Here is a 25,542-nt window from a genome sequence, read left to right on the forward strand (position 1 = left end):
TCCGCATGAATGAGGCGCGATGGACCGGTTGTTATTGATGAGCTGTTTTGTACGCGCTGTCGAGACAGGTAGTTTTTCTGCTGCGGGGCGTGATTTAGGACTAGGGCAACCAAACGTCAGTCGTTACGTTGCTGCCCTTGAAAACCATTTGCAAACCAGGCTCCTGCACCGATCCACGCGAAAGCTGATGCTCACGCCCGAGGGTGAACGGTACTACGCAGATGCGCGGCGTATTCTGGACTCAGTGGAGCAGTCAGAGTCCTCACTGAGAGGGAACGTAACGCCGTCCGGGTTACTGCGCGTCGCGTGCCCGACTGCATTGGCCCACACCTTCATCGTACCGCACGTCGCGAGCTTTCTGGGCCGCTATCCCGAACTGTCGCTCGATCTTCAAATCAATGATCGCTACGTCAATTTAGTCGACGAGGGCGCAGAACTCGCGATTCGTATTGGGCATCTGGAGGACAGTGCAATGCGAGCCCGACCACTGGCGTGGTTCGAGCGTGTCTGCGTTGCCAGCCGTGCATACCTGGAAAAACGTGGCGCTCCCTCTTCGCCTGATGACCTTAAGGAACACGACTGCCTCATTTATACCCTCCTATCCACTGGAACCAACTGGCGGTTTAAGGATACTGATGTCCCGATCTCCGGACGACTGCGTGTCAACTCGCCTGAGGCGATACGTGAGTACGTCAATGCAGGATTGGGAATCGCGCAGGGGCCTCAATGGCTTTATGAGGACGGACTGAAAAGTGGCAATCTGCAATTGCTGCTTGGCGAATACGTGGCGCCACCCGTCCCGATCCAAATCGTATACCTGGCGAATCGATTGCTGCCCCAGCGAGCCATCGTTTTCATGGATTTTATGGCGGATGTTTTTGCTGCATTCCATGAGCGCCCTAAATAGCCTCCTTGCAACGGCCACAGTGCGAGCGGAAAACCACAGCGTGTCGGCCCTTTGGAAGAAAATCGCCGCTCACGCCATTCTTACTCCTCAACGTGGCTTAACTTAAGTAGTCATCCTAGATGCGGGGGCTGACTCTCAAAAGTGTCCTGATTTACTGCCAGGGCCGTTTGATACATTTCTAAATCAAGGTGCAACGCTCACTTGATGCGGTTACGAAAACGGGCCTGGTTTATTCATTTGGATCATCGTCAAGAAGTGCTCGAAGCTGCGAGCGCGGAGTACGGGATAGTTCCAGGAGATTGGTGGGACTTTCAGGAGATGAAATCAGCGAAATCGGAGCGCAGATTCGTTGAGGCCTGGGTCTCGCTCTGATCGGAAGAATGCAAGTTAGCTTTTTTCCCACTGTAAAACCTTGTCCTCTGCTCACCTATACACCCATCTGATCCGTATTTTTCTCCCCCATCTGAATCTGTATTGCAAACACCCTCCCCCCCGATAATAAAGCCACCCCGACAACCGTAAGTCTTCAACTGATCGGGTCGTTCCCAGTGTGATTCTGGACGTGATACATCACCCATCCTCGGGAGGCTTTATGGGCAAGCTTACGATTTACATGGCGATCTTTTTAGCGGCAGCAATCGGCGTCGGTTTGCTGGGTACTATTCCTCCGGGTTGAGGCAGCCCTGGGGTCAGCTGAAAAGCCTGGACACACAGTAGCCGTTTGATCTGCCTGACTGCGCTGCGGTCGCATCTACACTTTCCTTTTTATGGAGGAAAGACCATGTCAGTGCCTGATGACCCAACCCCCGCCTTGCTTGCCAGCCTCGACCAAAATATCAACGCGCTGCGTGCGGCCATGGAAGAGGTTCGAATCTGGCTCGATGAGCGCGGTGCAGTAGACGCCGCCGATAGCATCGCCAGCCATTTACAGATCATCGAAGACAACACCGATGGCATTACCGCCGGGATGGCTGATCTGGTGGCACGCTGGAAGCCGGAGAGTCAGGTTGATCCTGAGGATTGATTGAGAGCGATGCGATCCGTGCGTTTGCATGACTCGCTTTAGCCGAAAGGAAACTGCTGTGTTGCCATTGAGACCGCTCTCCCGGCTAAAGCCAGTCCTACAAGTTCTGCTCAACCTGTAGGAGCGAATTCATTCGCGAAAGCGGTTTTCCAACCTACGGATGTGCACTAGGAGCTTTACTGCGCAGCTAAGAGCTCAACGCCTCAACCCGAAACCTGATTCGCAAACTGCCCCACTGCGCTCACCACCTGCTTGGCCCCGTCCTGAATTTCGACGATGACTTTGCCGGCCTGACCTGACAGTTCCAGGCCTTGTTCGGCCTGTTTTTTACCGTGCTCGATAACGCCCACGGCTTGCTCTGCAAGCTTCTGGTTTTTCTGCACAACATCGATGATTTCGGCGGTGGCGGCGCTGGTGCGGGAGGCGAGTTGGCGGACTTCGTCAGCTACTACAGCGAAGCCTCGGCCTTGTTCACCGGCGCGGGCGGCTTCGATGGCGGCGTTGAGGGCCAACAGATTGGTTTGATCGGCAATGCTGCTGATGGCGGTGATGATCGAGCCGATGATTTGCGATTGCTTGTCGAGTGCGCCGATACCTTCTACCGCCAACTCCATTTGCGACGCCAGGGCGCGCATGACGTCGACGGTTTCCTGGACCACAACGCTGCCTTTGCGCGCAGTTTCGTCGGTGTGTTTCGAAATCGTGAAGGCAATTTTTGCTGCTTCGGAAACGGCTTCTTCGCGCTCGACTTGCTCGGTAATGACCGTCGCGAATTTCACGACTTTATAGAGACGATTATGCGCGTCCGTAATCGGGTTGTAGGACGCTTCCAGCCAGACGGAATGACCACGGCTGTCGATACGTTTGAAGCGATCAACCACGAACTCGCCACGGCGCAGCTTTTCCCAGAAAGCCTGGTACTCGGAGGAGTTCGCCTCGTGCGGTTCACAGAACATGCTGTGGTGCTTGCCGGCAACCTGCGCCAGCGTGTAACCCATGGAGTCAAGAAAGCGTTTGTTGGCAGCCAGCACGTGGCCGCTCAGATCAAATTCAATAACGGCAGTGGAGCGTTGCAGCGCTTCGATCAGATTTTCGTGCTCGCGGGACGCCTCGATGGTACGGGTCAGATCGCTCGCGTAGAGAGAGAACTGTTTGAGCTTGCCGCCGTTGTTAGTCACGGGCTGAATAATCACCCGCAACCACGCTTCTTTCTGATCGCCGCGAAAAATCTGCAGCGCGCCTGCCCAGTGTTTTCCTTGCTGGATGGCTTTGCTCATGCGCGCAAAGTGGTCAGTGCTCTGAGCATATTTGGGTACGAGCTCGACCAGCGAGCGGCCGACCAGCTCTTTGCTGGTATAGCCCATTTCCTGTTCAAACTTACTATTGACCGATTCGATTTTGCCGCGCTCATCAAGGTTGATGGACAGCATTTCAATTTCAAGACTATCGCGTACCTGTTCCATGGACGAAAGCTTTTCGCTTATCGTTAATAACTCCTGCTTCAATCGTTTATTGAAAATCATAAAGCAGTTACTCCGCACACATTTTTGTCAGAGACAGGCAAGCGCAATCAAAACTGATAGTTCGCCGCGTCTACGTTTGATAGCGGCCGCAACGTCAAAGACTTGAGGCTCTAGAACAACGTTTTGCAGAGTAATGAGATAACTCGCGGATAACCACCGGCTATACAGTTGAACGAATTAAAAAATTAAAATTGGATCCAGAAATGCCAGTTTTCCAGGCTTCATTAATGAACCCTCATGGCGCCTTTCTATACCTGATTATTGAAAAGGCTAATACCGAAGAAGCCTCAAACAAGCAAAGTGCGTGCAGTCATTGGCGAGTCATGCCCAACACTTTGCCCCACCAGGGTTGCTCCCACGCCTGAGGCGCGGGCGTAACGTCAGGCAGGTCGCGCAGTTTGATCCATTGTTCGTTTTGCCATTACAGCAGGCACAGACTTTTGCCGGGCCACTGCATCACGCTGAGGCGGGGGCTGCTCATTTTGTGGGGCTTCACGCAGAACGGACATAACCCCGTGGGTCAGTCAGCGACGCAAGGCGATAGCTGGCATCACGCCAGCAATTCAAAAGGATCCACCGCCCCTCCTCTGTACATCCACACGAATGCAAATACCCGCCGTTTAACGAATTCCCATGCCGCTGGTCAACTTTCCGGAACGGCGCTTCTCCTCGATTGCTCTCTTTTCTGTGATCACGCAGATGACCACATAGCCGTTTTGGCCAAGATAAAGTTGAGGATTGAAATCATGTTTATGCATAACCGACGTTTGCAATACACCGTGCGTGTAGCAAGACCGGATCCGGGGTTGGCTAATCTTCTGCTTGAGCAATTTGGTGGGGCTCAAGGTGAACTGGCAGCAGCCGCGCGCTATTTCACGCAAGCCCTGGCCGAGGAAGATGCAGGCCGTAAAGACCTGTTGATGGACATCGCAACGGAAGAGCTGAGCCATCTGGAAATCATCGGCTCGATTATCTGCATGCTCAACCGTGGCGGTAAAGGCCAACTGGCCGAAGGCGTGCAGGAAGAAGGCGAACTGTATCGGGCGATCAACGGCGCCGGTAACGATTCGCACATCACCAGCCTGCTGTATGGAGGCGGCGCGCCGCTGACCAACTCAGCCGGTGTCCCATGGACTGCCGCTTACGTTGACACCATTGGCGAACCAACAGCCGATTTTCGCTCCAACATCGCTGCAGAGGCACGGGCCAAGATCGTCTATGAACGCTTGATGAACGTCACTGATGATCCAGGTATCAAAGAAGCGCTGGGCTTCTTGATGACCCGAGAAATTGCCCACCAGAAGTCGTTCGAAAAAGCGCTGCAATCCATTCAACCCAACTTCCCACAAGGCAAGCTCCCGGGCATGCCGGAATTCACCAACGTCTACTTCAACATGTCCAATGGCGGCCCTGACCTGCGCGGCCCTTGGAATGAAGGTGAAGAGTGGGAATACGTCGAGTCGCCAGAGCCAGCTGTAGACGGCGGCGATGGTAGTGCCTCGGTGGTGCTGTCATCTGACGACGAAGAAGTGCTGCTCAACCTGAAAAACCGAACCATGTCCGACCCGGACTCGAACCCGATCACCGCCGCCGATCTGGGCTCCGGTTTCGTCCAGGGCAGAGACGCTTGATCACAGCATCAACGCGATGCCCCCTTAATCAAACGTGAACGGAGGTAGCCATGGATTTATCTGAGCACTCGCACCACCAGGATCTCGAATCGCTGGAGTTTGCACCTGCAGTATTTGATTCAACGCTCAAGCGTTTCGATCAGCAGGCAGTTGACCTCAAACGAGGCTTTCGGGTGAATCAGGCCCTTAACAGCCTGCGCACACTCGGGCAGTTGACCCGAGAGCTCCACTCAGGATCCGACAGTAGTTATGCGGCAATCAGCTATCGGTCAGGCCCACCGCCAGAGTAAAGACCAGTGACCCACTGCATGAACAAGAGCAGCCCCTTGACCGGAGCTGCTCTTTTTATTCGGGCATCGTTAAAAGGCTCAAGCGGTGTAGCGATGCGGCCGGTGGTTCATGGCAATGATCAGATTGAGCACTACGGCACCGGCGATGGACGCCAGCAGTATCGGCAAGCTGACAAGGTATAGCGAACCCAGTACGACGAGGACGTCTACCACCATCTGTAACTTGCCTGCACGCAGACCGAAGCGGTCCTGCAGATACAAGGCCAGAATATTGATCCCGCCAAGGCTCGCCTTGTGCCGGAACAAAACGATGAACCCCAGGCCCATCATCAAGTTGCCCAGCAAAGCCGCATAGATCGGTTGCAGTTGGTCGATGTGGATGAAGCGTGCGTGCAGCTCGGAAAATACCGATACCAGCGCGACCGCACAGAAGGTCTTGAGGGTGAACGCCCAGCCCATGCGGCGAATGGCCAGGTAATAGAACGGCAGGTTGATCAGGAAGAACGCCACCCCGAATGACAGGTGGGTTGCATAACTGATCAGGAACGCGATCCCGGCGCTGCTGCCGGTCACACCGCCCACCTGACGCAGCATCATCACGCCGAAGGACACCATCAACGTACCGATGACTATCGCGAATACGTCTTCGAAAACGGAATGCTTGACGGTTTGCGTGGCGGCGATCTGGGTCATGACGAACTCTTGGAAGGTGTACGGACGAATAGTTGGCAGGCTGAGCATTGCCAGCCAAATCGCGCACAGATTACCTAATAAAAGATCGATGTGCGCGTTAAATAGAAAAATATGCGCATATCACGCGCCCGCTAGCAAAATACGCACTACTTATGCGCCGGATCGCACTGCCATGGTGCGTCGCGAGACTTAAAACCGGAACCTCCGCGTTAAACGCTCTCGGCAACAAGCTACCTCCTGCCCGGCAACGCGAACGATGGAATCGCGGAACATTGTCAGGCAGGATTACGCCGCCTCATTACTTAACTTTCGAGTTCTGCCCGTCATGAATAATAAGAAACGTTGCATCACCGCTACCCTGCTGCTCGGCTTCTCCGGCTTCTCCATGGCGCAGGATTCAGGTTCGCATCTGGACAAGGTTTTGCAGTCAGGCGAGCTGGCCGTCTGCACCACGGGTGATTACAAGCCCTATACCTTCCTGCGTGAGGACGGTGAATATGAAGGCATCGACATCGAAATGGCGCGCACTCTGGCACAAAGCCTTGGGGTGAAAATCCAGTGGGTGCCGACCACCTGGAAAACCCTGATGCCGGACATGCTGGCCGGTAAATGCGACGTGACCATGGGCGGCGTTTCGGTGACGCTGGAGCGTCAGAAGAAGGCCTTCTTCAGTAACACGCTGGACGTGGATGGCAAGATCCCTTTGACCCGCTGTGAAGATCAGGCGCTGTATCAAACCATCGAGCAGATCAACAAGCCTACCGTGCGCTTGATCGAGCCAGCCGGGGGTACCAATGAAGCCTTTGTGCGCGCCCACCTGCCTGCAGCGCAACTGGCCTTCCACGACAACAAGACGATTTTCCAGCAACTGCTGGATAAGAAAGCTGACGTGATGATTACCGATGCGTCCGAGGCGCTGTATCAGCAGAAGCGCATGCCCGGGCTCTGTGCGATCAACCCGACGCGCTACATGCAGTACGGCGAAAAGGCCTATCTGCTGCCGCGGGACGACACCACATGGAAGGCTTATGTCGATCAATGGCTGCACCTGAGCAAGGCGACCGGGGCGTATCAGACCGTGGTCAGTCATTGGCTGGCCGTGCCGGGACAGTAATTTCCGCGCTTTTTTTGTAGGAGCTCACGAGCACCGCGAGGCAGCGATGGCGGTGTATCAGGTAAACCGCTATCGCTGCCTCGCGGTGCTCGTGAGCTCCTACAGGGTCTGGACCTGTAAGCGTTAGCATGAACTGGCGCCGTTCTTGCTTTGTCCGCAGCATCACTCCAACCCTCGAGCTTCCACTCCTATGAAAAACATGAAACACAGCGCTACCGCCGCCCTGCTTTTCGGGCTGTCGGGTTTTGCCCAGGCACAGGAACTGCCGTCGCATCTGGACAAGGTGTTGCAAGAGGGACAACTGGCAGTGTGCACCACCGGCGATTACAAGCCGTATTCATTCCTGCGCGAGGACGGTGAATACGAAGGCATTGATATCGAACTGGCCCGCTCGCTGGCGCAAAGCCTTGGGGTGAAAGTGCAATGGGTGCCGAGCACCTGGAAAACCCTGGTGCCAGATATGGTTGCCGAGAAATGCGACATTGCTGTGGGCGGGATTTCGGTAACGCTGGAACGCCAGAAGAAGGTGTTCTTCAGCAGCACGCTGGACGTCGACGGCAAAATCCCATTGGCACGCTGTGAGGACGTGGCGCTGTATCAAACCATCGAGCAGATCAACAAGCCTTCTGTACGCCTGATCGAACCCGCCGGTGGCACCAACGAAGCGTTCGCCCGAGCCTTCTTGCCCAACGCGCAGTTGGCGTTCCACGACAACAAGACCATCTTCCAGGAGTTGCTCGACAAGAAAGCTGACGTGATGATCACCGAAGCGTCTGAAGCGCTCTACCAACAGAAACGCCTGCCGGGCCTGTGCGCGATCAACCCGACCCAGTCTCTGCAATACGGCGAGAAAGCGTACCTGCTGCCTCGTGGCGATGTGGCCTGGAAAAGCTATGTCGATCAGTGGCTGCATTTGAGCAAAGCGACTGGCGCGTATCAGAAAGCAGTGGGTAACTGGCTGGCAGTGCCGGGACAGTAAAACCCGCGCTTTTTTGTAGGAGCTCACGAGCACCGCGAGGCAGCGATAGCGGTGCTCGTGAGCTACAGACCTGTGGCGCAAACAGAACCAATGTCTATTGCAGGACACAGTTATGTCAAAGACACTACGGCGTGCTTCTGACCTGTCGGACCTGCCAGATGAAAACCAATAAAACCATCACCCGTGCGTTCTGTGTCGAGCTCCAGGAGGAGTTGTCGATCAGTGCTGCGCGACGGGAATACTTTTCCCAGGAAGAGCCGCGACAGCGTTTTGAGTTTCTCTGTTCGACCGAGGCCTGCCGCAGACTCGGGGCGAAGATTACGGGTGTACGTTATGACGTGAAGCCGCAGGACAACCCGACGTTTGTGTCGGCCCACTTTCGCGCCAATCCGCACTCTGATCATCACCCGGATTGCGAGTGGATAGACGAGCAGGCTGAAGAAAACCAGCCACCTGCTGACATCGAGGAAACCGAACCGCAGACGCGCATCCGCAAGGCCAAACGCAAGCTGGATGACTACATCGATGTCTTTGACCCAGCCATAAAAACACCGGGCGCAGCAAAAACCAAAGACGCCAAACCGACTGCTGTTACCGTACAAGTCGCGGACGAACCTGTGCCCGTGAAGGCTTCAACGGCCAAACCACCTCGTGACAGCGAGACCCGCACCAACAACCTCGAACGTCTGGTCGACAGCTATCGCCAGGCCAAAGCGCAATTATCCGCCGATGACTTCAAGCTGCTGACCCTGAAGATTCCTGGCCAGGGCGAACTGACGCTGCGCTCTTACTTCCGGCATATCAAATACGCGAAATTGGGCGATAACGGTCGCGTGCTGTACGGCGGCGGCCTGGTAGAGCGCTATGGTTTGGGGTTCAAGTTCAAGTTCTTCGACCGCCTTGAGGGCAAGCTGGTGACGCTATACGTGTCGCCTGCACAGATGAAAGCCTACCGCTCCAGCCGATACATTAGCGAACTGCTGAGCCATGCCGAAGAGGTGAAGTTCTTTACGGTGTATGCGCTGGGTGAAGTGAGCGAGAGCCCATCGGGCAAGAGCATCAGTTTGAGTGTGGAAGACTTGCGGCACCTGGTGATTGTGCTGGGGCCGGCGAAGGAGGCAGATTCCACAAAATAACGGAGATCTGTAGGAGCTGCCGAAGGCTGCGAAAGCGGTCTGTCTGACACAGCCTCGTTCGCAGCCTTCGGCAGCTCCTACAGGTTTACATCAGACCTTGACGATCCAGCCTGCTGGCGCTTCAACGTCCCCCGACTGTACGCCGGTCAGTTCCGCGTAGAGCTTGCGGGTTACCGGGCCAACTTCGGTTTCGCTGTAGAACACGTGCAGCTTGTCCTTGTAGGAAATCCCGCCGATTGGCGTAATCACCGCAGCAGTGCCGCAAGCGCCGGCTTCTTTGAAGTCAGCGATCTTGTCGATGAACACATCACCTTCAACCACTTTCAGGCCCAGACGGCTCTGCGCCAGCTCGATCAGCGACAGGCGGGTGATACCCGGCAGCACCGAAGGCGATTTGGGCGTGACGAATACGTCGTCGTGAGTGATCGCGAAAAAGTTGGCCGAGCCGACTTCTTCGATCTTGGTGTGGGTTTGCGGATCCAGATAAATGGCATCAGCAAAGCTCAGCTTCTTGGCTTCCGAACCAGGCATCAGGCTGGCTGCGTAGTTACCGCCAACTTTGGCTGCGCCTGTACCTTGCGGTGCCGCGCGGTCATAACCGGAGATCACGAAGTTGTTCGGCTTCAGGCCACCTTTGAAATAGGCACCTACCGGGATACAGAAAATCGAGAAGATGAACTCAGGTGCAGTGCGCACGCCGATGTTGTCGCCTACGCCGATCACGAATGGGCGCAGATAAAGCGCGCCGCCAGAACCGTAAGGCGGGATGAAGCGCTCGTTGGCAGCAACCACTTTTTTGCAGGCTTCGATAAACACATCGGTCGGCACTTGCGGCATCAACAGACGACCACAGCTGCGCTGCATACGCAGGGCGTTCTGGTCAGGGCGGAACAGGTTGATCGAGCCGTCCTTGCAGCGATAAGCCTTCAGGCCTTCGAAACACTGCTGGCCGTAGTGCAGCGCGGTAGAACCTTCACTGATATGCAGCACATTGTCTTCAGTCAGCGTGCCTTCGTCCCATGCGCCGTCGCGCCAGTGAGAGAGGTAGCGCATATCAGTTTTGATGTAGTCGAAACCCAGAGTGTCCCAATTGATGCTGTCGTGACTCATAACGCCCTCTTTCATTTAGCGGCTGCCTGGACGAATCAGGCCATGGCCGTATTCTGCCAGATCATCTGCGGCTTGCGGCCTGAAAAACGCATAAAGCTTGATACACCGTTCAATCTGCCTGTTTTGCTGACCCCGCATCTGGCGCCAGGCAGTCAGTGAACAGCTTGTGCAGTGGCAAGTCACGCTGGCTGCGACGCATCATCAGCACTACCTCGCGATGGAACGTCAGGTCGCCCAGGCTGATCACCCGCACCCTGGCATCGCGCTCCAGCCAGAGCCCTGCCTGAGGTATCAGCGAAATGCCCAACCCGCTTTCGACAAACTTGACGATGGCGTCCAGCTCATCCAGCTCCAGCGCCACATGCGCGTCAATCTGCTGTTCACGCAGAAACCGGGTGACCTGCCGCCCACCGAACGAAGCGCGGTCGTAGCGCACATGTGGCTGTTCGACCAACAGCTTGAGCGGATCGGACTCGTCGACATCCAGCGGCACAATCAGCACAAAGGGTTCGGTTTCCAGCACCTGCACATGTAGCTCTTTAGGCAGCTCGAAGGGCGGCTTGATCAGAATGGCCACGTCCAGCTCACCGGCATCCAGCTGGCTAAGCAGGTTGAGCGACACGCCCGGCACCAGTTTGGCTTCCACAGCCGGGGCGCGACGTCTCAGGCGCAACAGAGCCTGAGGCAGGAACCCGGTTTGCGCACTGGCAATCGCGCCAATCTTCATCTCGCCGCGGTACTCGTCCGGGTCCACCGGCGTCGACATGCGATTGAACAGCTCAAACATTTCCTGCGCCATGGGCAACGCACGAACGCCAGCGGCATTGAGGATCGCCTGTCGCCCGGTACGATCAAACAACCGCACGCCCAGCGCCTGTTCAAGATTCTTGATCTGCGAGCTGACGGCTGACTGGGTCAAACCGATGTGCATGCCCGCCGCCGCGAACGTGCCGTAGCGGGCCACCGCAATAAAGGTCTTCAATTCACGCAGCATGAGCCATCCGATTGATCGATTTTATTTGAGCTGAGTAGTCAATATATCTGCTTTGTATAAATTTATTCTTATCTAAAATAGGTCGTCTTCCATAGCCTTTGCTACACAGAAAAAGGACTAATACCGTGAGCCTAGCCCCTTTCCATCTAGCTATTCCCGTTTATGACCTGGCAGCCGCACGCCACTTCTACACTGAGGTGTTCGGTTTCACCGAAGGTCGCTCCAGCGATCATTGGGTTGATTACGATTTCTACGGTCACCAATTGGTGATCCACGAACACCCCAAAACCGCCTCGCAAGAATCGGCATCCACCAATGTCGTGGACGGCCACGACGTGCCAGTGCCGCATTTTGGTGTGGTGTTGAGCTGGGAAGATTGGGAAATACTGGCTGAGCGCTTGCGCTCACAGGGCATCAAGTTCGTGATCGAACCTTATGTGCGCTTCAAGGGCGAAGTGGGTGAGCAAGCCACCATGTTCTTCTTCGACCCCTGTGGCAACGCCCTGGAATTCAAAGCGTTCAAAGACATCGGTCAACTGTTCGCCAAGTGAGGCAAACGCTGGTGCCGTGCCACTTGCTCAGTGGCTCAGCACCAGCCGCTTGAAGCGCGTGAGGGTCTTCATGTTCATGTGCCGAAGCGGAATGGAGCGCAATAGGCTCCAGGCGTGTCTCTTGTCTGAAACCACCGCATATTTGAGCGCCTTGTGCACGATCAAGGTTCTGCCCTTGTGATAATCGCGATGCGACTTATAAGGTGCGATGGTCTGCAGATCGGCGTCGAGCAGCACTTTATACTTGCGCGACAGGTTATTCGCGTGCCGACGATAGCGGGTGACACACACCGGTAGCACGTCAATCCCGTAGCCCTGATGAGCAATTTTCAGGGTCATCTGAAAATCCTGAACCCTGATATTCGGATCATAGAATCCGGCCGCCTTAATCGCGTCCAGCCGGTAAAGCGCAACCGGCGCGCCCACCACGACTGCACCACTGAGTACCTGCTCAAACTTGAGGTATTCAATGTAGTCGCGATACTGACGCTTGGTATCTCGCCCTTCGCTGTCCATATAAATGATCAATGCACCCACACAGCCAACATGCGGATGCTTGTCCAGATATTCGGCGCGAATTCGTACGGACTCCGGCAACATGATGTCGTCCAGGTCGGGGGTGGCGACATAAGTACCTTTGGCGTATTGCATACCGTGATTAAGCGCGGCACTGACACCCTGGTTTTCTTGCTGGTAAAGCTGAAACTTATACTTTGACTGGAGTGATTGCAGCAGAGCAAAACTATTATCGGTCGAACCGTCGTCCACGACAATGACTTCGAAGTTCTCGTAATCCTGGGCAAAGATACTTGCCATGGCATCCTCAAGAAACTTCTCTGCGTTATAGCAAGGCGCAACAATTGATACGAGAGGCGGTAAAACCGCCGGCAGCTTTTCGGTAGAAAGTTCGGTCATTGTCATGTTTCAAGTTGATGTCGACGAAAGCCATTTTATCGATGTGCTGCGATCAGAGCACGTCGGTTATAGACGATTAGCGACAGCTTATGCGTTGAAATGTAAAAAAAACGTTACTCAAATGGAACCGTTGCCATCGGTCAGGCAAGCCGACATGCCCACGTTTGCCAATAGCCATTAAATTGGCGATATTCTACCCCATCGTTTACTCACCCCCGATTGAAGTCATTGATTTGACTTGATCGTCTTCTCCTTTAGGCTCAAACGCGTGATGTCAGGACAGGACCCTCCCGCCTTGATCGACTTAATGAGCAATCAAGCCATGGAAACAGGCATTAACGTAGCTGCCCCGGTTACCACTCAAGCGGCCGATCGCCGTGTCATCCTATTGTTGTTTTTTCTGCCTGTCATTCTGCTGTTGGCATCAATACTGATCACCAACGGCGGCACTTTGATGTACACCCTGGATGATCCCTATATCCACATCGATCTGGCCAAACGTATCTTCAGCGGACATTACGGCATCAACCCCGATGAGTACTCAGCCCCTTCGTCCAGTATCCTCTGGCCTTTCCTGCTGGCGCCCTTCACCCCGCTCGGCAATTTAATTTTGTGGGTGCCGCTGCTACTGAACATTGGTTTCTCGCTTCTAACCTGCCTGCTCTTCAACCGGCTACTGACGGACGTCAGCGTTGCCCATCGTTGTTTAATTCTGGGCGGCTGGTTTCTGGCGACCAACTTTTACGGACTGATCTTCAACGGCATGGAGCATTGCCTGCAGATTTATCTGGTGGCGTTGATCGCAACGGGCGTGCTGCGCAAAGAGTTTTATGGCGAACGTGTCACTAGCAAGGGCGTCTATCTGGCCATCCTGCTATTGCCACTGGTGCGTTACGAAGGGCTGGCGGTGTCTCTTCCGGTGTTGCTCTATTTGCTGTGCAAGGGTGAGCGTCTGAGGCCGCTGGTCTGCGGGGTTGCACTGGTGAGTGCCGTGGCACTGTTTTCTCTGTTTCTGGCGCGCCTGGGGGTTGGCTATCTGCCCTCCTCGGTCATCGCCAAATCGGACACGACAGGACTGTCGTCCATCGCGATGAATGCCATCGGGCAATTCGAGAAGTATGGCTGGGTCATTCTGGCGATGCTGGTCATGTGTGCGTTCATGCCAAAGCGCAAGCTGTTGATCATGCTGCTGATCACGGTGACCGCCCTGCACGCTCTGTTCGGCAAGAATGGCTGGTTCGGTCGCTATGAAATTTACTGGCTGACATTCCTCGGGGTATTTTTCCTGCACATGTGCATTACCCACTTCAGGGGACGCACCACGGCGATCATCTTCGGGTTGCTCCCGCTGGCCTTCGCGCAACTGGTTTACACCACGCTGAGCACGCCGCTGGCATCAGCAGCGGTCTACAACCAGCAATATCCGATGTCGCAGATAGCCCAGCGGCTAAACGCGCCAGTGGCGGTCAACGACCTGGGACTGGTGGCATTGAACTCCAGGCAATACGTTCTGGACCTCTGGGGGCTGGGTAACCTCGAGGCTCTGAAGTTGCGCAAGACAGAAAGTGGGTCGGGGTGGATCAAAGACCTGATGGACCGCAAGAACGTCCACTACGCATTCATCTACGAGGAGTGGTTCCCCGAACACCCGGACAACTGGATCAAGGTCGGCGAACTGCAGATGCACATTCCCAAGATCGCTACTGCGTTCAACCACGTAGCGTTTTACGCGACCGACGAGCCGTCGGCGCAAACGCTCAGGGAGGTGATGCAGGCTTATGCGCTGGAGCAGCCGACGGGCAAGTATGAGTTTCGGTTTGGAAATTAAGTGACAGGCGAAAACACCGGAAAATAAAAAACCCCGCAGCTCAACCGAGCAACGGGGTTTTCTGTTTCCAGGTTAACCGGGGGATCAGAAGGCGTATGTCACCAACAGATCTTTGGTTACCTGAAAGTCCACCGACATCATGAAGCTCAGAGCGCTGATGGTGAAGATGGAGAATACGAACAGCTTACGGGCCCAGACAGTGTCATCCACTGCCTTGTAGCCTTTCCAGGCCATATACAGCCAGTACATACCCATGCCCGCAGCAACCGCCAGATAGTTGAGCCCGGCGTAACCACCGAAGGTCAACATCAATGTGGCTACCAGGAACGCCAGAATGTAGAGCAGGATATGACGCTTGGCGACCTTGATGCCGCGCTCAACCGGCAGTACCGGAATCTTCGCAGCCAGATAGTCGTTGAAACGGAAAATCGCGATGGCATAGGAATGCGGCATCTGCCAGAGGCTGAACATCACCAGCAGGGTCAATGCCGCAAAGTCGAAGCTGTTGCTCACTGCGCAGTAGCCAATTACCGGAGGCATGGCCCCCGACAAGCTACCGATCAGCGTGCCGTGGACCGACTTACGTTTGAAATACAGGCTGTAGAAGCCGACGTAAATCACGAAGCCAATCACTGCAAGCAAAGCCGCGAGCGGGTTGGTTTTGGTGTACAACAAACCAACCCCGCCAACACCCAGAATCGTCGCGTAGAGCAGGGCCAGTCTCAATGAGACAAGGCCTTGCACCAGCACACGGTTCCTGGTGCGCTCCATCTTCTGGTCAATGTCACGATCAATGCAGTTGTTGAATACACAACCGGATGCCACGACCAATGAGGTGCCAATGACGGCGGCCAGAAACATGCCGAAGTCAATTTGCCCTTTGGAGGCCAGAAAAAAGCCACCCGCCACCGAAAGCACGTTACCGAAAATGATCCCCGGCTTGGTGATTTGGATAAAGTGCTTAAGGGACATCAGGGGTTACCTCATTTAGCCATCATGACGGTGTGGATACTGAACATGATCCACAACGAGAGGCCGACCAGCAGAACGATGACCATCGCCGTGAACGCAAATGCGAACACGTTATTGCGTTGAGCCTCCGAACGATCCAGGTGCAGGAAGTAGCGCAGGTGAACCAGAACCTGAACTACAGCGAACAACAGGATAGTCACAAGCGTAGCTGACTTGGACATGATCGGGTACATCACCACGCCGAACGGGATAGCAGTGAGGATCACGGACAGGACGAAGCCAATCACGTAGTCCTTCACGCCGTGGCTGTGATCTTCAGCAGAGATATGCGCGTGTGCGTTAGCCATTTACAGAGTCCCCATCAGATAAACAACGGTGAAGACGCAAATCCACACTACGTCCAGGAAGTGCCAGAACAGGCTCAGGCAGCTCAGACGGGTAGCGTTGGTCGACGTCAGGCCGCGAGTCTTGACCTGATACATCATGATGCCCATCCAGATCAGACCACTGGTCACGTGCAGGCCGTGCAGGCCTACCAGTGCGAAGAAGCCAGACAGGAAGCCGCTGCGGCTAGGGCCGTAGCCTTCGACGATCAGGTGATGGAATTCGTAGATTTCCATCGCGATGAAGCCGGCACCGAACAGGAAAGTGAGGGCCAACCAGCCCAGCACTTGACTCTGCTTGCCCTTGTGGACCGCCAGCATGGCGAAGCCGTAGGTGATACTACTGAACAACAGGAACGCGGTTTCGACGGCCACGAATGGCAGTTCGAAGATGTCGTGCCCCGAAGGGCCGCCTGCGACGTTGTTCACCAGCACCGCGTAGATCGCGAAGAAGGATGCGAACAACACGCAGTCGGTCATCAGATAGAGCCAGAAACCGTAGACGGTCATTGGCCCCGCGTCGTGGTGATCATGCCCGTGGTCGTCGTGACCGTGGGCATCTCCTGGATTCAATACTAAGTTCGACATGTTTAAACCTGTTCCAGTGTGGATTTGCCAGGAGTGTATGCACCCTGAGCCACGAGGACCTTGTGCTGCTCACCTTCGATACGCGCCACTTCTTCAGCGGGCACCATGTAGCCTTGATCGTCACGTGCGGCGTGGATGACGAACGAAACAACCGTCGCCGCCAGGCTGGCGATAGCCAACCACCAGATGTGCCAGATCATGGCAAAACCGAACACCGTCAACAGCAGACCCATCACCAGACCGGTCGCAGTGTTGTTCGGCATGTGAATAGCCGAATAGTGAGCCGGTACGCTGTAAGCAGTGCCGTTGCGCTTGGCTGCAGTGAAAGCATCAAGATCGTCTGCTTTAGGCAGTTCAGCGAAGTTGTAGAACGGTGGTGGCGAAGAAGTCGACCATTCCAGAGTGTGGCCATTCCATGGGTCGCCAGTCAGATCACGATTCTCTGGCTTGTTGCGGTCACGGATACTGACGAAGATCTGGATGAGCTGGCATGCGATACCAACGGCAATCACCATTGCACCAACCCAGGCGATGTCCAGGTACAGGTTCCAGGCCGGGTTATCAGTGGTGTTCAGACGACGAGTCATACCCAGGAAGCCCAGGAAGTACAGCGGCATGAACGCAATGAAGAAACCGAAGAACCAGCAGTAGAACGCAGACTTGCCCCATGTTTCATTCAGCTTGAAGCCGAACGCTTTAGGGAACCAGAACGCGAAGCCAGCAATGTAACCGAATACCGCACCGCCGATGATGACGTTGTGGAAGTGAGCGATTACGAACAGGCTGTTGTGCAGTACGAAGTCAGCACCAGGGATCGCCAACAGAACGCCGGTCATACCGCCGATCGAGAAGGTGATCATGAAGCCCAGGGTCCAGAGTACTGGCGCGGTGAAGCGCAGACGACCCTGGTAAATGGTGAACAGCCAGTTGAAGAGCTTCACACCCGTCGGTAGCGCAATCAACATTGTCGCCAGACCGAAGAAGGCGTTAACGCTGGCACCGGAACCCATGGTGAAGAAGTGGTGCAGCCATACCATGAAGCCCAGCACGCAGATCCCGCCGCTGGCGTAGATCATCGACTTGTGGCCGAACAGGCGCTTGCCGGTAAAGGTAGAGATGACTTCCGAGAACACACCGAACGCCGGCAGTACCAGGATGTATACCTCAGGGTGACCCCATGCCCAGAACAGGTTCACGTACATCATTGGGTTACCGCCCAACTCGTTCGTGAAAATGTGGAAGTCCAGGTAACGGTCAAGCGTCAGCGCTGCCAGGGTAGCGGTCAGGATCGGGAACGAAGCCACGATCAGAACGTTTGCCCAGGTGCAGGTCCAGGTGAAAATCGGCATTTCCATCAACTTCATGCCAGGCGCGCGCATTTTCAGCACGGTGACGAGGAAGTTGACACCCGTGAGCGTTGTCCCGAGTCCGGATAGCTGTAGCGCCCAGATATAGTAGTCGACCCCCACTCCAGGACTGTAAGCCAGACCGGACAGAGGCGGGTAAGCAACCCAACCGGTTTTGGCGAACTCGCCGACACCCAGGGAGATATTGACCAACAGTACGCCGGACACCAGGAGCCAGAAGCTCAGGGAGTTCAGGAACGGGAAGGCAACGTCACGGGCACCGATCTGCAACGGCACGACGATGTTCATCAGGCCGGTGAAGAATGGCATCGCCATGAAGATGATCATGATCACACCGTGAGCGGTGAAGATCTGGTCATAGTGCTCAGGCGGCAGATAGCCTTCCGAGCCGTTCTGGGCCAAAGCCAGCTGGGTACGCATCATCACGGCGTCGGCGAAACCGCGCAACAGCATGACCATGGCAACGATGATGTACATCACACCGATCTTCTTGTGGTCGACTGACGTTAGCCATTCGGTCCACAAGTAGGTCCACTTTTTGAAATAGCTGATCGCCGCGACCAACGCAATGCCACCCAGCGCGATCATCGCGAGGGTGATCATGACTATTGGCTCGTGATACGGGATCGCGTCCAGACTTAATTTACCAAACATCGTTTACTCCTCTGCCCCAGCAGCTACATGCTTACCCATGTCCATCCCGACCTGACCGGCTTGAGCCGACTCTTCAGCAGTACCTTCCTGCTCGTGAGGGTTTTTCTTGCCTGGTTTCATGCCTTCATACTTGTCGATGACGGTCTGGAACAGGTTCGGGGTGACCTCGGAGAACAGCTCGACCGGGTTACGCTCGCTCGGTTTGAGCAAAGCAGCGTATTCCGAAGCTTCAAGCTTTTTAGGTGAACTCTTGACTTCGCTGACCCAGGCGTCGAAATCAGCCTTGGAGGTTGCGATCGCCTTGAACTTCATACCGGTGAAACCTGCGCCACTGTAGTTGGCGGAGATACCGTTGAACTCGTGGTTCTCGTTAGCGATCAGGTGCAGCTTGGTCAGCATGCCAGCCATGGCGTAAACCTGGCCGCCCAGACCCGGAATGAAGAACGAGTTCATCACCGAATCGGAAGTAATCTTGAAATTAACCGGAGTGTTGGCAGGGAAGACGATCTTGTTGACCGTAGCGATGCCCTGTTCCGGATAGATGAACACCCATTTCCAGTCCAGCGAAATCACTTCGATGGTGACCGGCGGTACGTCGGATTCAATCGGACGATACGGGTCCAGCGCGTGGGTGGACTTGTAGGTGATGTAGAAGAGGACCAGCAGCAGCACCATCGGGATGCCCCAGACGGCGGCTTCGATCTTGGTGGAGTGCGACCAGTCAGGCGTGTAGGTAGCAGCCTTGTTCGAAGCGCGGTATTTCCAGGCGAAAATGATCGTCAGGAAAATCACCGGGATTACCACGATCAACATCAACAGCGTTGCAGTGATAATCAGGTTGCGCTCGTCGAGCCCTATTTGCCCTTTAGGATCGAGCAGAGGCACGCCCTCGCAACCACTGAGCAAAAGCATGCTGAAAAGGGCCAAGAAGCCAAAAAACCTGGGGTACCTTTTTTTACTCATCTCACGACCTCTAAAAGCAAAAGCAGCTTGCGGGTGCAATTGGTTTTCGAACGCCAACACCGAAACCTGCCTGTGTTGGCATATTTTTTGGATTGAACAAAGCCTGTCACGACGCATGCAAAGCGTAACGACAAATCCATATTTATCTTTAATTTCTTATTCGAATGCATGGCATCAAGCCCGGAAACGGGCCAATTCCCTTTGGTGCGGACATTCATGGTGCTTTCAGAGACCGACTGGCGCTACCGGCACAGCCTGCGCAAAAGGCGCTTTTTGACCTCGAAAATGCTCATCGCGGGATGACCCTGCGCGGCAAGTGCGGGGATTGTAGATATCTAGAAATTTAATGACTATGTTTTTTTTAGCAACAGTTTGTATCAGGATCTGTAAAAATCGCGAAATAGCTCACGAATTTTTCACAAAAAATGCCCCTTTTTGTAGGGGCATTTTTTCATCACAAGCCCTGTAGTCCGCGGTACTTGCGACGGTTGCGGATGATCCCGATCGGCACCAGCACAACGGTCAATACGAACGCGACCAGGGCCCACTGTGCGAGGGACAATCCGAGGACTGGCGGATAAGGGGTCGTGCAAAAGCCGCTTACCTGAAATCCGATCGGGAACATCGAGGCCAATGGCAGGCCGTCGACGATCGGTTGCAGGACGTCGATGCCACAGCTTTCGGTAGGATGCGAGAGGATGTAGACGTGGCGGCCAGCCGCAACGATCCCGCCAACCGCACTCAGCACGACCAGCGTTTCAAGCGCAGTGATACTGCGACGGCCAGGCATGGCAGCGCCGATGAAAGCGAATATTGCGATGAACAGCAATGCATAACGTTGCAGGATACACAGCGGGCACGGTGCCTCGCCCAGTACGATCTGCATGTACAGCGCTCCGCCTATCAACGCCAGGCAGATAACGCCCAGCAGGACCAGGAAGCGCTTTTCGCGTTTTAGGTACAACATGTTGTCGCTCATTCACATACCTTTCGAAAGGATGTCCATTCGGACCGTTCGATCACTACGCCCCCTAAGGGCAGACACCGGATTGTAAAGGCACAGCGCCCTGATCGCTCGCGATAATCGTGGCCCATGAGGGACAACTCAAGCCTGTAGCCGCCATATGGCCATATTTGGCGGCCGGGTGGTGTTTGTCTCGATGATTCAGCGCCAGAGCCAATGCACCCCACGCAAAAAACCGCATCCTTCTATATATAGAAGGATGCGGCTATTTGTCGCAGGCCGTCAGCTTCCAGAGTCAATGACTCCGCAGCGCCTACAGAAAATGAATTTCCATGCAAAGAACTACATGTTGGCCGCTACGCGGCAGCACCTCTCGAGAGGCATGGCTGGCAATCTCTTCTATATATAGAAGGGCGCGGCTATTTGTCGCACCTCACTCAAGGGCAGAGGCCGGACCGAAAAACTCGAAGCGGCTTTGCTTCTCCGGAACTCCGGCCGCCTTGAGCTGGCGCTTGACGACCTGCATGAAGGATTTAGGGCCAAGGAAATACACATCCAGATCCCGCTCCTTGGGCAGCCACTGCTCCAGACGTGCCTGATCAAGAAGGCCGACCGCGTCACCGGCGGGGCTGACACCGTCATCTTCGGCATAGCAATAGAAACGTTTGAGCTGCGGATGCCGAACCACCAGGCCATCGACCCAGTCACGGAACGCATGTACGCCGCCATTGCGGGCGCAGTGGATGAAATGTATCGGGCGCGATGTTGCAAGCGCCGCGTCGAGCATCGCCAGAGTTGGCGTAATGCCCACTCCGCCACTGATCAGCACCAGTGGCTTGTCACTGGCGGTCAGGGTGAACTCGCCCGATGGCGGGAACAGCTGCAGACTGTCGCCTACCTGAAACTGATCATGCAGATAGTTCGACACCTTGCCATGGGGCTCGCGCTTCACGCTGATCCGGTATTGGTTATCACCCGCCACTGCCGACAACGAGTAATTGCGGCGCATCTCCTCGTTGCCAATCTGTAATTGCAGACCGATGTACTGGCCCGGGGCGAAGTCCAGCAACTTTCCGCCGTCTGCTGGCTGCAGGTAGAACGACGTGATCTCCGAGGTTTCGGCGACTTTAGCCACCAGCTTGAATTCCCGAGTACCGCGCCAGCCGCCAGGGGCCTGAGCTTTTTGCTCGTAGATGGCGCTCTCGGCACCGATCAGCACGTCGGCGAGTTGCTGATACGCACGTCCCCAGGCCTGCAATACTTCGTCGGTCGCAATTTCGTCACCGAGCACCTCTGAGATAGCGCTCAGCAAGCAACTGCCTACAATCGGATAGTGCTCGGGGAGAATTTGCAGGGCCACATGCTTGTTGATGATTTTCGCCAGTAAGTCTCCCAGCTGCTCAAGCTGGTCGATGTGTCGAGCGTACATCAGCAAACCATTGGCCAATGCTCTGGGCTGATCGCCACTGGCCTGGTGTGCAGGATTGAACAGCGGCCTGACTTGCGGGTACTCGTTGAGCATTTTTTTGTAAAAGTGAGTAGTCAGTGTCTCACCACCACTTTCCAACAGTGGCACGGTGGCTTTAACGATGGCACGATCCGAGGCGCTTAACATGATGTACTCCAGGCACACAGGCTTTGTAGAATGTACCTAGGCCATTTCAGAAACCGTGCCAGAATTAAAAACCAGCAAAATCAGCGATTTACGAAACCATAGTCAAATAGACACAGCTGATTTCGTGGTCATTACGACTACAAAGAGTCTTAATGACTCGGCGTCGTAAATGTCATCCAGCCCCCTATCGACCTTTCGACTGGTCAGGGAAAGCCCGGCTCGCGCACAAAAAACCTCAAGAGCGCCAGTGCCGGGTCGATAACCTCTCCAGAGAAGGCTGTTTGCTGCTTACTGCGGCAAAACACTTATTGCCAGAAGGTTCATATGTCCACCAAGAACGTCCGAGCAGATTCACTTTCTCTGCTGCTGTTCACATTACGCAGCGGTAAGTTGATGGCTATCAACCTGCTCAAGGTCAGCGAGATCATCCCCTGCCCTGCCCTCACGCGACTTCCCGAATCGCACCCACACGTCAAAGGCGTTGCCACACTGCGAGGCGCCTCATTGTCAGTCATCGACCTGAGTCGGGCCATTGGCGAAAAACCTTTGGTCGACCCGGACGGCGGCTGCCTGATCGTCACTGATGTAAGCCGGTCGAAACAAGGTCTGCACGTTCAGGCCGTAAGCAAGATTGTCCATTGCCTGACAACCGACATCCGCCCACCACCCTTTGGCGCCAATGGTCGATCGTTCATTACCGGCGTGACTCAGGTCGACGGCACACTGGTACAAGTGCTGGACATCGAAAAAGTCATCCATGGCATCGCACCGGCGCAGATCGTTGCGCAGCCGGACGAACTGACCATGGAGGAAGCCGAGCTACTGGCGGCGACGCGAATTCTGGTGGTCGATGACAGCCAGGTGGCGTTGCAGCAATCGCTGCTCACCCTGCGCAATCTCGGTCTGGATTGCCATACAGCACGCAGTGCCAAGGAAGCCATTGACGTATTGCTTGAACTACAAGGTTCTCCGGCGCAGATCAACGTGGTGGTTTCGGACATCGAAATGTCTGAGATGGACGGTTATGCGCTGACCCGAACACTGCGCGAGACGCCTGATTTTCAAGACTTGTACATCCTGCTGCACACGTCGCTGGACAGTGCCATGAACAGTGAAAAAGCCAAGATAGCAGGTGCCAACGCGGTACTGACCAAGTTCTCTTCACCCGAGTTGACCCGCTGCCTGATTGTCGCCGCGCGAGCGGTTCAGGCCCAGGGCGCATGAACGTAATGGACCGCCTCGGCGGTTCAGACCGGCATTGCTGGCTGATGCGCCGCGACCTGGACAACCTGGTCCCGGCACAGACGTGGCCAGGTCATATCCGCCTCACGGCGTTCACCCTTGAAGACGCGCCAGAGGCTTATGCCTTGTTGCAGCAGGGTTACGCCGATGATATCCATCTGCCTGATTACTCCGATTGGGTGAGTAATTGGCAGACAGATCCTGAATACGATCCGGCTCTGTGCTTCGCCCTTTGGGACGATCAGGGCATGGTCGGCCTGATTCAGGGTTGGACGAGCGCCTTTATCAAAGACCTGGTGATACACCCCCGCGCCAGAAACCAGGGTCTGGCGCTGCAGTTGCTCGACCATGTTTTCCACATTTTCCGCCAACGGGGCGAAGGTTGGGCAGACCTCAAGGTCATGGAGAACAACCTCGCCGCTCGCTGCCTGTACGAGAAAGCAAACATGCGGTACGTCCAGCGCCTGGAAACCGATCAGGTTTGATCTGGCATACTCCAGCATCAATCGATGCCCATGGAGAACGACGATGAAAGCATCCACCTTCCTGCTGATGGCCTCGGCGGCACTTGCCAGCCAGGCCAACGCTTCCAGCCCAGATGCCTGGAAAGCCCTGGACAAGGCGGTGATCGACAGCTGTATGAAAGCCAGCCAGCTCAAGGAAGTACGTGCTGTCGGCAAGACCGGGTTCGACGACAACGTCGGCTATGAAGCGCTGATGCTCCGAGGCCGTTATCCACAGCCGCACATGAAAAATCAGCCAGGCGCGGAATTGTGCCTTTACAACCGGCAGAGTAAAAAAGCCACGGTCAGTGAATGGACCGAGCTACCCGCCACGTTGAAAAAGTAGCAGCGCTGGCCGCTGGCTCACAATTTGCTTCGAACACCGTCTCAGTCGCGCAAGCAGGCCTGCTCTCTGCTGCGTCCGGCGCCTGTCAAGACGGACCCTTATCGCAATGAATACCCGATTTTCCTGCGTCGGCTGCGGCCGTTGCTGCACCGACCACCACGTGCCTCTCACTCTCGGGGAAGCCTTGCAGTGGGCGGCCGACGGCGGTTCGCTGATCATCCTGACCGAGGCGTTTCTGACAAATGGGTATGGCGTACCAGAGGCCCAACTGGGACACGCCACGCGTCGCTCGACACCCGTCCAGAGTGGTTCAACCCAGGCACAGGTGGCGATCACCTTCGCCGCTTATAACGTCGGGCCTTGCCGGAATCTTGACGCTGACAAGCTCTGCCGCATCTATGACCGCAGACCTCTGGTCTGCAGGATCTACCCGATGGAAATTAACCCGCACATTCCACTGCGCCCGGAAGCCAAGGACTGTCCGCCTGAATCATGGGAGCAAGGACCGGATTTGATCGTCGGCGGCCAATTGGCCGACAGTGAACTCGGCCGCCTGATTGAACAGTCTCGTCAGGCTGACCGGGAGGACATAGCAGCCAAAGAGGCGATTTGCCAGCGACTGGGGATCAGTGCCACGGCGCTGAAAGGCAACGGCTTTGTGGCGTACTTACCGGATATGGAAGCTTTTGCAACCGCGGTCATGGATCTGGTGGACGGCACCGACGTAGCGCCGGTCAATAACGGCTGGACCTTTCACGTGGCCGGCGACACGGTTATCGAAACACTCAATCTTGCGGGTGCTCAACTGGCCACTGGCGAGCCTGCGGGCTACATGTTCATACCGCTTCAGGCGAGTTGAGAGTTACAGGAGGAACGCTTGCGTCAATGAAAGACCTGCAAGAGCTGCCAAGGGCGGTAAATCAGGAAACCTGATCGCGGCCTTCGGCAGCGCCTACACAATCCCTATCATTGCTTAGCGTTTGCCCATCGACTTGCGGGTGCCGTGCGGCGCAGCGCCTGGGATTTTGTTGTGCCCGTGCTTGTTCGACTTCTGATACCAGGGATCATCTTTTTTCGCCTGCGCAAAATCGGCTGGCTTGAAAGGAAAGCTGAACGCGGGGATGGCGGCTTTTTTGTCAGTGGCCGAATCCTCGGCGACGACGGTTTCAGGAGCCGATGTTGAGTCAGTAGAAGTCATGAAAAGCTCCAGAAAATGGCAATCAGTCATCGAAAGGCCGCGCAGCATACCT

General features: G+C 55.3%; 25 protein-coding genes and 3 pseudogenes. 14 read left to right on the plus strand and 14 right to left on the minus strand.

The window, feature by feature from the left end:
* Window positions 1-19: 19 nt before the first annotated feature.
* Window positions 20-907 (plus strand): LysR family transcriptional regulator, encoded by an 888-nt coding sequence (locus ABRP31_RS21010; RefSeq protein ID WP_349970438.1) that lies wholly within the window; start codon window positions 20-22, stop codon window positions 905-907.
* Window positions 908-1,688: 781 nt separating this feature from the next.
* Complete coding sequence (locus tag ABRP31_RS21015; RefSeq protein WP_349970440.1) at window positions 1,689-1,931, plus strand: hypothetical protein; 243 nt, start codon at window positions 1,689-1,691, stop codon at window positions 1,929-1,931.
* A gap of 203 nt (window positions 1,932-2,134) precedes the next feature.
* Here the strand turns inward: ABRP31_RS21015 and ABRP31_RS21020 are convergent, their stop codons facing one another.
* Together ABRP31_RS21020 and ABRP31_RS21025 are read right to left on the minus strand one after the other, a co-directional pair.
* A complete protein-coding gene (locus ABRP31_RS21020; RefSeq protein WP_372489459.1) occupies window positions 2,135-2,590 on the minus strand; it encodes a methyl-accepting chemotaxis protein in 456 nt (151 codons plus the stop codon).
* A gap of 84 nt (window positions 2,591-2,674) precedes the next feature.
* A pseudogene (locus tag ABRP31_RS21025) lies at window positions 2,675-3,454 on the minus strand (PAS domain-containing protein); the annotation flags it as partial.
* Between the two features lie 746 nt (window positions 3,455-4,200).
* On the opposite strand from ABRP31_RS21025, the gene ABRP31_RS21030 reads away from it, so the two are divergent.
* Together ABRP31_RS21030 and ABRP31_RS21035 are read left to right on the plus strand one after the other, a co-directional pair.
* Window positions 4,201-5,085 carry a manganese catalase family protein gene (locus tag ABRP31_RS21030; RefSeq protein WP_087264600.1) on the plus strand — a complete coding sequence of 295 codons (885 nt, stop codon included), beginning with the start codon at window positions 4,201-4,203 and terminating at the stop codon, window positions 5,083-5,085.
* A gap of 50 nt (window positions 5,086-5,135) precedes the next feature.
* Window positions 5,136-5,375: a hypothetical protein gene (locus ABRP31_RS21035; protein ID WP_349970442.1), complete on the plus strand. Its 240-nt coding sequence runs from the start codon at window positions 5,136-5,138 to the stop codon at window positions 5,373-5,375.
* Between the two features lie 78 nt (window positions 5,376-5,453).
* Here ABRP31_RS21035 and ABRP31_RS21040 read toward each other — a convergent pair whose 3' ends face one another.
* Window positions 5,454-6,068: a YitT family protein gene (locus ABRP31_RS21040; protein ID WP_087264601.1), complete on the minus strand. Its 615-nt coding sequence runs from the start codon at window positions 6,066-6,068 to the stop codon at window positions 5,454-5,456.
* Window positions 6,069-6,393: 325 nt separating this feature from the next.
* Here ABRP31_RS21040 and ABRP31_RS21045 point away from each other — a divergent pair, with 325 nt between their 5' ends.
* From ABRP31_RS21045 to ABRP31_RS21060, 4 genes and pseudogenes are all read left to right on the plus strand, one after another.
* Window positions 6,394-7,182 carry a transporter substrate-binding domain-containing protein gene (locus ABRP31_RS21045; RefSeq protein ID WP_349970444.1) on the plus strand — a complete coding sequence of 263 codons (789 nt, stop codon included), beginning with the start codon at window positions 6,394-6,396 and terminating at the stop codon, window positions 7,180-7,182.
* Between the two features lie 190 nt (window positions 7,183-7,372).
* Complete coding sequence (locus tag ABRP31_RS21050; RefSeq protein WP_349970446.1) at window positions 7,373-8,161, plus strand: transporter substrate-binding domain-containing protein; 789 nt, start codon at window positions 7,373-7,375, stop codon at window positions 8,159-8,161.
* Between the two features lie 158 nt (window positions 8,162-8,319).
* Window positions 8,320-8,710, plus strand: a pseudogene (locus ABRP31_RS21055) (ATPase); the annotation flags it as partial.
* A 92-nt stretch (window positions 8,711-8,802) separates the two neighbouring features.
* Window positions 8,803-9,297: pseudogene (locus ABRP31_RS21060) on the plus strand (ATPase); the annotation flags it as partial.
* Window positions 9,298-9,387: 90 nt separating this feature from the next.
* Here the strand turns inward: ABRP31_RS21060 and ABRP31_RS21065 are convergent.
* Both ABRP31_RS21065 and ABRP31_RS21070 read right to left on the minus strand, forming a co-directional pair.
* Window positions 9,388-10,407 carry a branched-chain amino acid aminotransferase gene (locus tag ABRP31_RS21065; RefSeq protein WP_087264605.1) on the minus strand — a complete coding sequence of 340 codons (1,020 nt, stop codon included), beginning with the start codon at window positions 10,405-10,407 and terminating at the stop codon, window positions 9,388-9,390.
* A gap of 109 nt (window positions 10,408-10,516) precedes the next feature.
* Complete coding sequence (locus ABRP31_RS21070) at window positions 10,517-11,401, minus strand: LysR family transcriptional regulator (protein ID WP_349970450.1); 885 nt, start codon at window positions 11,399-11,401, stop codon at window positions 10,517-10,519.
* Window positions 11,402-11,526: 125 nt separating this feature from the next.
* On the opposite strand from ABRP31_RS21070, the gene ABRP31_RS21075 reads away from it, so the two are divergent.
* Window positions 11,527-11,952 (plus strand): VOC family protein, encoded by a 426-nt coding sequence (locus ABRP31_RS21075; RefSeq protein ID WP_087264607.1) that lies wholly within the window; start codon window positions 11,527-11,529, stop codon window positions 11,950-11,952.
* A 27-nt stretch (window positions 11,953-11,979) separates the two neighbouring features.
* Here ABRP31_RS21075 and ABRP31_RS21080 read toward each other — a convergent pair whose 3' ends face one another.
* Entirely contained in the window at window positions 11,980-12,867 is an 888-nt protein-coding gene (locus tag ABRP31_RS21080) for a glycosyltransferase family 2 protein (protein ID WP_349970453.1), read from the minus strand.
* A 307-nt stretch (window positions 12,868-13,174) separates the two neighbouring features.
* On the opposite strand from ABRP31_RS21080, the gene ABRP31_RS21085 reads away from it, so the two are divergent.
* A complete protein-coding gene (locus ABRP31_RS21085; protein WP_349970455.1) occupies window positions 13,175-14,695 on the plus strand; it encodes a hypothetical protein in 1,521 nt (506 codons plus the stop codon).
* 84 nt (window positions 14,696-14,779) lie between these two features.
* Here ABRP31_RS21085 and cyoE read toward each other — a convergent pair whose 3' ends face one another.
* The 7 genes from cyoE to hmpA all read right to left on the minus strand — a co-directional run bounded on the left by cyoE (window position 14,780) and on the right by hmpA (window position 22,201).
* Window positions 14,780-15,667 carry a heme o synthase gene (gene cyoE, locus ABRP31_RS21090; RefSeq protein ID WP_087264609.1) on the minus strand — a complete coding sequence of 296 codons (888 nt, stop codon included), beginning with the start codon at window positions 15,665-15,667 and terminating at the stop codon, window positions 14,780-14,782.
* An 11-nt stretch (window positions 15,668-15,678) separates the two neighbouring features.
* A complete protein-coding gene (gene cyoD / locus ABRP31_RS21095; protein ID WP_087264610.1) occupies window positions 15,679-16,014 on the minus strand; it encodes a cytochrome o ubiquinol oxidase subunit IV in 336 nt (111 codons plus the stop codon).
* Complete coding sequence (locus ABRP31_RS21100) at window positions 16,015-16,638, minus strand: cytochrome o ubiquinol oxidase subunit III (protein WP_087264611.1); 624 nt, start codon at window positions 16,636-16,638, stop codon at window positions 16,015-16,017.
* A gap of 2 nt (window positions 16,639-16,640) precedes the next feature.
* Window positions 16,641-18,659: a cytochrome o ubiquinol oxidase subunit I gene (gene cyoB / locus ABRP31_RS21105; protein ID WP_087264612.1), complete on the minus strand. Its 2,019-nt coding sequence runs from the start codon at window positions 18,657-18,659 to the stop codon at window positions 16,641-16,643.
* A 3-nt stretch (window positions 18,660-18,662) separates the two neighbouring features.
* Window positions 18,663-19,622: a ubiquinol oxidase subunit II gene (cyoA, locus tag ABRP31_RS21110; RefSeq protein ID WP_087264948.1), complete on the minus strand. Its 960-nt coding sequence runs from the start codon at window positions 19,620-19,622 to the stop codon at window positions 18,663-18,665.
* Window positions 19,623-20,076: 454 nt separating this feature from the next.
* Window positions 20,077-20,601, minus strand: coding sequence for a disulfide bond formation protein B (locus ABRP31_RS21115; protein ID WP_087264613.1), 525 nt, complete (start codon window positions 20,599-20,601; stop codon window positions 20,077-20,079).
* Window positions 20,602-21,019: 418 nt separating this feature from the next.
* Window positions 21,020-22,201 carry an NO-inducible flavohemoprotein gene (hmpA, locus tag ABRP31_RS21120; RefSeq protein ID WP_349970459.1) on the minus strand — a complete coding sequence of 394 codons (1,182 nt, stop codon included), beginning with the start codon at window positions 22,199-22,201 and terminating at the stop codon, window positions 21,020-21,022.
* A gap of 324 nt (window positions 22,202-22,525) precedes the next feature.
* Between hmpA and ABRP31_RS21125 the strand changes: the two genes are divergently transcribed.
* The 4 genes from ABRP31_RS21125 (at window position 22,526) to ABRP31_RS21140 (ending at window position 25,151) form a co-directional block, all read left to right on the plus strand.
* Window positions 22,526-23,425, plus strand: coding sequence for a chemotaxis protein (locus ABRP31_RS21125; protein WP_087264615.1), 900 nt, complete (start codon window positions 22,526-22,528; stop codon window positions 23,423-23,425).
* Window positions 23,422-23,928, plus strand: coding sequence for a GNAT family N-acetyltransferase (locus ABRP31_RS21130; protein ID WP_349970462.1), 507 nt, complete (start codon window positions 23,422-23,424; stop codon window positions 23,926-23,928). The genes ABRP31_RS21125 and ABRP31_RS21130 overlap by 4 nt, the downstream gene beginning before the upstream one ends.
* Before the next feature lie 43 nt (window positions 23,929-23,971).
* Entirely contained in the window at window positions 23,972-24,292 is a 321-nt protein-coding gene (locus ABRP31_RS21135) for a hypothetical protein (RefSeq protein ID WP_349970464.1), read from the plus strand.
* A gap of 106 nt (window positions 24,293-24,398) precedes the next feature.
* Entirely contained in the window at window positions 24,399-25,151 is a 753-nt protein-coding gene (locus ABRP31_RS21140) for a YkgJ family cysteine cluster protein (protein WP_087264617.1), read from the plus strand.
* 114 nt (window positions 25,152-25,265) lie between these two features.
* Here ABRP31_RS21140 and ABRP31_RS21145 read toward each other — a convergent pair whose 3' ends face one another.
* A complete protein-coding gene (locus ABRP31_RS21145) occupies window positions 25,266-25,490 on the minus strand; it encodes a hypothetical protein (RefSeq protein WP_349970487.1) in 225 nt (74 codons plus the stop codon).
* Between the last annotated feature and the right edge of the window lie 52 nt (window positions 25,491-25,542).

The organism is Pseudomonas caspiana (genome assembly GCF_040224095.2).
Classification (GTDB): domain Bacteria; phylum Pseudomonadota; class Gammaproteobacteria; order Pseudomonadales; family Pseudomonadaceae; genus Aquipseudomonas; species Aquipseudomonas caspiana.